Below are 7770 nucleotides of genomic sequence, written 5' to 3'. Positions count from 1 at the left end.
ACGTACTGTGTGGGATTTTTATGCCCTTTTGGGTTTTTGAATGGAGGAAAATCACATGAAAATTATTAATATTGGAGTTTTAGCTCATGTTGATGCAGGAAAAACTACCTTAACAGAAAGCTTATTATATAACAGTGGAGCGATTACAGAATTAGGAAGCGTGGACAAAGGTACAACGAGGACGGATAATACGCTTTTAGAACGTCAGAGAGGAATTACAATTCAGACAGGAATAACCTCTTTTCAGTGGGAAAATACGAAGGTGAACATCATAGACACGCCAGGACATATGGATTTCTTAGCAGAAGTATATCGTTCATTATCAGTTTTAGATGGGGCAATTCTACTGATTTCTGCAAAAGATGGCGTACAAGCACAAACTCGTATATTATTTCATGCACTTAGGAAAATGGGGATTCCCACAATCTTTTTTATCAATAAGATTGACCAAAATGGAATTGATTTATCAACGGTTTATCAGGATATTAAAGAGAAACTTTCTGCCGAAATTGTAATCAAACAGAAGGTAGAACTGTATCCTAATATGTGTGTGACGAACTTTACCGAATCTGAACAATGGGATACGGTAATAGAGGGAAACGATGACCTTTTAGAGAAATATATGTCCGGTAAATCATTAGAAGCATTGGAACTCGAACAAGAGGAAAGCATAAGATTTCAGAATTGTTCTCTGTTCCCTCTTTATCATGGAAGTGCAAAAAGTAATATAGGGATTGATAACCTTATAGAAGTTATTACTAATAAATTTTATTCATCAACACATCGAGGTCCGTCTGAACTTTGCGGAAGTGTTTTCAAAATTGAATATACAAAAAAAAGACAACGTCTTGCATATATACGCCTTTATAGTGGAGTACTACATTTACGAGATTCGGTTAGAGTATCAGAAAAAGAAAAAATAAAAGTTACAGAAATGTATACTTCAATAAATGGTGAATTATGTAAGATTGATAGAGCTTATTCTGGAGAAATTGTTATTTTGCAAAATGAGTTTTTGAAGTTAAATAGTGTTCTTGGAGATACAAAACTATTGCCACAGAGAAAAAAGATTGAAAATCCGCACCCTCTACTACAAACAACTGTTGAACCGAGTAAACCTGAACAGAGAGAAATGTTGCTTGATGCCCTTTTGGAAATCTCAGATAGTGATCCGCTTCTACGATATTACGTGGATTCTACGACACATGAAATTATACTTTCTTTCTTAGGGAAAGTACAAATGGAAGTGATTAGTGCACTGTTGCAAGAAAAGTATCATGTGGAGATAGAACTAAAAGAGCCTACAGTCATTTATATGGAGAGACCGTTAAAAAATGCAGAATATACCATTCACATCGAAGTGCCGCCAAATCCTTTCTGGGCTTCCATTGGTTTATCTGTATCACCGCTTCCGTTGGGAAGTGGAATGCAGTATGAGAGCTCGGTTTCTCTTGGATACTTAAATCAATCATTTCAAAATGCAGTTATGGAAGGGATACGCTATGGTTGCGAACAAGGATTATATGGTTGGAATGTGACGGACTGTAAAATCTGTTTTAAGTATGGCTTATACTATAGCCCTGTTAGTACCCCAGCAGATTTTCGGATGCTTGCTCCTATTGTATTGGAACAAGTCTTAAAAAAAGCTGGAACAGAATTGTTAGAGCCATATCTTAGTTTTAAAATTTATGCGCCACAGGAATATCTTTCACGAGCATACAACGATGCTCCTAAATATTGTGCGAACATCGTAGACACTCAATTGAAAAATAATGAGGTCATTCTTAGTGGAGAAATCCCTGCTCGGTGTATTCAAGAATATCGTAGTGATTTAACTTTCTTTACAAATGGACGTAGTGTTTGTTTAACAGAGTTAAAAGGGTACCATGTTACTACCGGTGAACCTGTTTGCCAGCCCCGTCGTCCAAATAGTCGGATAGATAAAGTACGATATATGTTCAATAAAATAACTTAGTGTATTTTATGTTGTTATATAAATATGGTTTCTTGTTAAATAAGATGAAATATTTTTTAATAAAGATTTGAATTAAAGTGTAAAGGAGGAGATAGTTATTATAAACTACAAGTGGATATTGTGTCCTGTATGTGGAAATAAAACACGATTAAAGATAAGGGAAGATACTGAATTAAAAAAATTCCCCCTCTATTGTCCGAAATGCAGACAAGAAAATTTAATTGAAATAAAGCAGTTCAAAGTAACTGTGATTACAGAGCCAGACGCAAAGACGCAGAGCCGATAAAATGAGATTAATACAATCTCATTTTATCGGCTCTTTCCGTTATGTATGGATTCTTTTAATTAGTCTTCGATGTTTCTTGCTTCGTTGATACCGCTGGCTAAAGATTCCATTAAGGATAGTTCTTTGTCTGTAAAGCTATCCATGTATTTCTCTATCTGTAATCGTCGGGTGCTTTTTACCAAGTTATTAGCAGGTAAGAAAAATTCATCAACGGAAACATGAAGTAACGATACAAGGTCATAAAGAACTTGTATGCTGGGGTGTTGCCCTTTATTTTCAATATTAGTTAAGTACCGTGGGTCAATTTCAATCAATGCTCCCACTTGTTCACGAGTTAAACCTCGTTTCAATCGAGCTTCTTTAATGGCTAAACCAAAGGCTCTAAAATCATATTTATCTTCTTTTTTACGCATAGTAGACCACCTCTATACATTTTATTGTTCCTACTGAATTAAAAACAGGTATAGAAAAACGTGTTATATGGTTTATAGGTTTATATTTAATAAAAAGCACTACTAAACGCCAATAAAAAAAACCGTTATATGGTAGTGCTATTTACGCTGTTAAAATATTGTATATTACTTCCAAATGGCGGTTTGTTGGAGGTCAACGTCGCCATGAAGTACATCATATACAATAAATTTCCTTACATTGGGTTCTTGTCAAAAAAAGTCGTCTATCTGCAATAGATAAGTACGTCCACCAATGTGGTTTTATAAATCATATAGATAGAATAACAGAAGCATGTAAACAGAGAAATAAATCTGTTTATATGCTTTTTTGGCTATTCAGAACTTTTTTACAAAGTTTATTTATCAGTAATGCAACAAATCCCCCTTTCACATTGGGACTAAGAGTGAAAGGAGATAAACGAGCAAGGCTCACTTCCTTTCCTAGACAGAAAGGGGGTGAGAAACATGAAACCATCTTCTTTTCAGACCACAATAGAAAATCAGTTTGACTATATCTGTAAACGTGCTATGGAAGACGAGCGAAAGAATTATATGCTTTATCTTTCAAGGATTGCAAAGCGTGAGGTGTCCTTTTCGGATGTTGGCGATTATCTTGTTAGCCAGTTTGCGACAACAGATAACTATTCAACTGACTTTCAGATTTTTACACTCAATGGGTTATCAGTAGGCGTTGAAAATGATTTGTTGAGTGAAGCATTACGTGAGTTGCCAGACAAGAAACGTGAAATTCTACTGCTGTTTTACTTTATGGACATGAGCGATTCAGAAATTGCAGACCTGTTGAAATTGAACCGTTCTACTGTCTATCGGCATAGAACCAGTGGACTAGCCTTAATTAAAAAGTTTATGGAGGAATTTGAAGAATGAAAACACAATATCCTATGATTCCCTTTCCTCTCATTGTAAAGGCAACAGATGGCGATACCGAAGCGATTAACCAGATTCTACATCATTACAGAGGGTACATAACGAAGCGTTCCCTACGACTTATGAAAGATGAATATGGCAATCAAAGTATGGTCGTTGATGAAGTCTTACGTGGAAGAATGGAAACCAGACTGATTACAAAGATTTTGTCATTTGAAATTAAGTAATATCCTCTCTCCTTTCGTGGAAGCGTGCTAAACCATTCCACGCTTCCCGAACAGGGAGGTTTGTTATTCCACCAAAGCATATTGAGCTTTCAATGTGTTTTGATAGGCTAACGAGCCATTGTTCTTTGAAAACTGAATAAAAGTAATCGAATACGTTTCGATAAGAAAAGAGCCAACGGAACTAACCGCCATGACCTATCTTATAAAGATAGCGAGCGATTCATGTTAGTGATCCGAGAAGCAATCTTTAGCAGGATTGCCTGCAACGACATTCTTATCGTGATAATGATACTCCCATACAGTCAATAGTCCGAGCGTGATAAAACCGTCGCAGGCAATGAGTATGGCTACATGAGAACCATGCAGGGGTGGAACTCCCGTGAGCTTTGCTAAAGCTGTTCGATTGCTGGTAAAACAACTTTTATGAAATCCAAATAAGTGATTTGGAAAGGAGGATTTTATGAAGCAGACTGACATTCCTATTTGGGAACGTTATACCCTAACCATTGAAGAAGCGTCAAAATATTTTCGTATTGGCGAAAACAAGCTACGACGCTTGGCAGAGGAAAATAAAAATGCAAATTGGCTGATTATGAATGGCAATCGTATTCAGATTAAACGAAAACAATTTGAAAAAATTATAGATACATTGGACGCAATCTAGCGTCGCCAAAGGGTCTTGTATATGATAAAATAGTATTAAGTCGTATCAAGGCTCTTTCCATAAAGGAAAGGAGCAAATGCCATGTCAGAAAAAAGACGTGACAATAAAGGTCGAATCTTAAAGACTGGAGAGAGCCAACGAAAAGACGGAAGATACTTATACAAATATATAGATTCATTTGGAGAACCGCAATTTGTTTACTCGTGGAAACTTGTGGCTACAGACCGAGTACCAGCAGGAAAGCGTGATTGTATCTCACTTAGAGAGAAAATCGCAGAGTTACAGAAAGACATTCATGATGGTATTGATGTTGTAGGAAAGAAAATGACACTCTGCCAGCTTTACGCAAAACAGAACGCTCAAAGACCAAAGGTTAGAAAAAACACTGAAACTGGACGCAAATATCTTATGGATATTTTGAAGAAAGACAAGTTAGGTGTAAGAAGTATTGACAGTATTAAGCCATCAGACGCTAAAGAATGGGCTATTAGAATGAGTGAAAATGGTTATGCTTATCAAACCATCAATAACTACAAACGTTCTTTAAAGGCTTCATTCTATATTGCTATACAAGATGATTGTGTTCGGAAGAATCCATTTGACTTTCAACTGAAAGCAGTTCTTGATGATGATACTGTCCCTAAGACCGTACTAACAGAAGAACAGGAAGAAAAACTGTTAGCCTTTGCAAAAGCTGATAAAACCTACAGCAAAAATTATGATGAAATTCTGATACTCTTAAAAACAGGTCTTCGTATTTCAGAGTTTGGTGGTTTGACACTTCCAGATTTAGATTTTGAGAATCGTCTTGTCAATATAGACCATCAGCTATTGAGAGATACTGAAATTGGGTACTACATTGAAACACCAAAGACCAAAAGTGGCGAACGTCAAGTTCCTATGGTTGAAGAAGCCTATCAAGCATTTAAGCGAGTGTTAGCGAATCGAAAGAATGATAAGCGTGTTGAGATTGATGGATATAGTGATTTCCTCTTTCTTAATAGAAAGAACTATCCAAAAGTGGCAAGTGATTACAACGGCATGATGAAAGGTCTTGTTAAGAAATACAATAAGTATAACGAGGATAAATTGCCACACATCACTCCACATAGTTTGCGACATACATTCTGTACCAACTATGCAAATGCAGGAATGAATCCAAAGGCATTACAGTACATTATGGGACATGCTAATATAGCCATGACGCTGAACTATTACGCACATGCAACATTCGATTCTGCAATGGCAGAAATGAAACGCTTGAATAAAGAGAAGCAACAGGAGCGTCTTGTTGCTTAGTAGTACAAATGAATTTACTACTTATTTACCACTTCTGACAGCTAAGACATGAGGAAATATGCAAAGAAACGTGAAGTATCTTCCTACAGTAAAAATACTCGAAAGCACATAGAATAAGGCTTTACGAGCATTTAAGAAAATATAAAAAGATAATTAGAAATTTATACTTTGTTTCAAAGAAAAAGAATATAAAATTAGAAGTCCCTAAAAATGCAATGCATTTGTTAAACCATGCTTATATTAATGCATTGTGTGAAATTATAATACATTCTCAAACAGAAGAAGAAGTAAAGTTAAACACAAGAATAGTTTCGAAGTTTTTTTATGATGGATGGGAGAAATTACGAGGTTTTTAAATATAAGGGAAAGGGTATTAAGCGCCCTTATATTTTTTAAAATAAAGATAACTAAGTTAGCTAATTAAGTTATTTTATTTGGAGGTGTTGATTATGAAACAAAAAAGTCCTGCTACTATATTGTGGGAGCTTGCAAAAAAGGAACATTCAAAGTTAAAAACATCTGTATTTATAGCGAGTATCGGTGTTATTGCAGGGATTATTCCATATATTGCAGCAAGTCGTATTTTAGTTGAATTGTTAAAGGGAAATGAGGATTTTAAAATTTATTCTTTATGGTTAGGAATAGGATTGTTATCCTACATCTTAAAATCATTTTTATACTCTATGGCTTTATCTGTATCCCATAAAGCAACTTTTAGTGTACTGAAAGATGTTCGTTTAAGAATGCTTGAAAAACTTCCAAAGATGCCATTAGGAGAAATAATCTCTGTTCCAAGCGGAAACTTTAAGCAGATTATAGTGGATCAGGTTGAAAGTATGGAGAAACCGCTCGCTCACCTGTTGCCTGAAATGACATCGAATCTCTTAGGTTCTTTGAGTATATTTATTTACTTATTATTTCTTGATTGGAGAATGGCTCTTTTATCATTAGTATCCATTCCTGTGGGAATGCTTTTTATGGGACTCGTAATGAAAAATTATGCTGTTCAATATGAAGGATCTGTAAAGGTAAATCGAGAAATGAATTCTGCAATTATTGAGTACGTCAATGGAATAGAAGTGATAAAAACATTTAATCAAGACAAGAGATCGTACGCAAAGTACAAAGATAAAGTCATTGCAAATGCAAGATACTTTTATGAATGGATGAAGAGCTGTCAGTTACCTGTATCTTTATCTAAAAATATATCTCCTATTTATAAAATATATTTCGGGGTCTTAGGGTTCTCCCTAACAAGGTAAAAATAAAAAAAATGGAGCATTCCGTAAAGGTATGTTCCATTAATTTTTTCGTAAGTGTCCGTACACTTACTGTGCTTGCTATGAAAATTAAAAATATAAATACATACTAAGCTCATCATCGAAATTTTTTGTTTTACATTAATGATTCAAAATTGAATCAAATGCTTTATTTAGATTTTTTTATTAATCGTATACCACAAATAGGTAAGAGAGTTTTCTAATTCTTCACGATTAATTTTAAAGCATAATACAATATTTTTCTATAAGTTTTAGTTTTTTATTTCTCTTAGAATTTAGTTTGAACTATTAAGTATTTCTTAATAGTTGCTTCTTATTGTTATATAAGAGAATAATTTGAGAAGTAGGAATTAAAAATAATGGTTTTTAGGTAATCGAAAATATATTAAATAGTTTGGATCATTGCTATATATTATTTAATGTCTACTGGTAATTATCATAAAAAATCAAATTTAAAATATAGTGAAAGAATAAATTCCTTTCATTTTAGAGGATTTATGCCTAAGAGCATAAGTCCTCATTTTTTATGTTCAAGTTAATCATTAAAACTCAAAAATACTATTGAAAAATAAAAACTTTGGTTACCAAAGAGGGCAAATTTCACGATATAATGTGAGGGGTATTTTGTCATCTCTATATAAAAATCCAAACACTTTGAAGTGTAAATATTTTTGAAATTGCTTAGGTGAGATTAGTATA

7 protein-coding genes and 1 pseudogene are annotated in these 7770 nt (G+C 34.3%); 7 read left to right on the top strand and 1 reads right to left on the bottom strand.

Features of this window, described 5'->3' with window-relative positions:
• Positions 1-55: 55 nt before the first annotated feature.
• Positions 56-1975, top strand: a complete 1920-nt coding sequence (gene tet(M) / locus RH95_RS08985) for a tetracycline resistance ribosomal protection protein Tet(M) (protein ID WP_010248735.1) — start codon at positions 56-58, stop codon at positions 1973-1975.
• A gap of 118 nt (positions 1976-2093) precedes the next feature.
• A complete protein-coding gene (locus RH95_RS08980; RefSeq protein WP_000336323.1) occupies positions 2094-2261 on the top strand; it encodes a cysteine-rich KTR domain-containing protein in 168 nt (55 codons plus the stop codon).
• A 59-nt stretch (positions 2262-2320) separates the two neighbouring features.
• Here RH95_RS08980 and RH95_RS08975 read toward each other — a convergent pair whose 3' ends face one another.
• On the bottom strand, positions 2321-2674 hold the full coding sequence (locus RH95_RS08975) for a helix-turn-helix transcriptional regulator (protein WP_001227347.1): 354 nt from the start codon (positions 2672-2674) through the stop codon (positions 2321-2323).
• A gap of 504 nt (positions 2675-3178) precedes the next feature.
• Here RH95_RS08975 and RH95_RS08970 point away from each other — a divergent pair.
• The 5 genes and pseudogenes from RH95_RS08970 to RH95_RS08950 form a co-directional block, all read left to right on the top strand.
• Entirely contained in the window at positions 3179-3601 is a 423-nt protein-coding gene (locus RH95_RS08970) for a sigma-70 family RNA polymerase sigma factor (protein ID WP_000804885.1), read from the top strand.
• A complete protein-coding gene (locus RH95_RS08965) occupies positions 3598-3828 on the top strand; it encodes a helix-turn-helix domain-containing protein (protein WP_000857133.1) in 231 nt (76 codons plus the stop codon). Before RH95_RS08970 ends, RH95_RS08965 begins: the two co-directional genes overlap by 4 nt.
• 460 nt (positions 3829-4288) lie before the next feature.
• Positions 4289-4492, top strand: coding sequence for an excisionase (locus tag RH95_RS08960; RefSeq protein WP_000814511.1), 204 nt, complete (start codon positions 4289-4291; stop codon positions 4490-4492).
• Between the two features lie 81 nt (positions 4493-4573).
• Entirely contained in the window at positions 4574-5791 is a 1218-nt protein-coding gene (locus tag RH95_RS08955; RefSeq protein ID WP_001291561.1) for a tyrosine-type recombinase/integrase, read from the top strand.
• A 449-nt stretch (positions 5792-6240) separates the two neighbouring features.
• Positions 6241-7005: pseudogene (locus RH95_RS08950) on the top strand (ABC transporter transmembrane domain-containing protein); the annotation flags it as partial.
• Positions 7006-7770: the final 765 nt, after the last annotated feature.

This window comes from Peptoniphilus rhinitidis 1-13, from assembly GCF_000246925.1.
GTDB lineage: Bacteria > Bacillota > Clostridia > Tissierellales > Peptoniphilaceae > Peptoniphilus_A > Peptoniphilus_A lacydonensis.
Note: the sequence above shows the minus strand (reverse complement) of the source record. Positions and strands in the feature narration are given on the sequence as shown.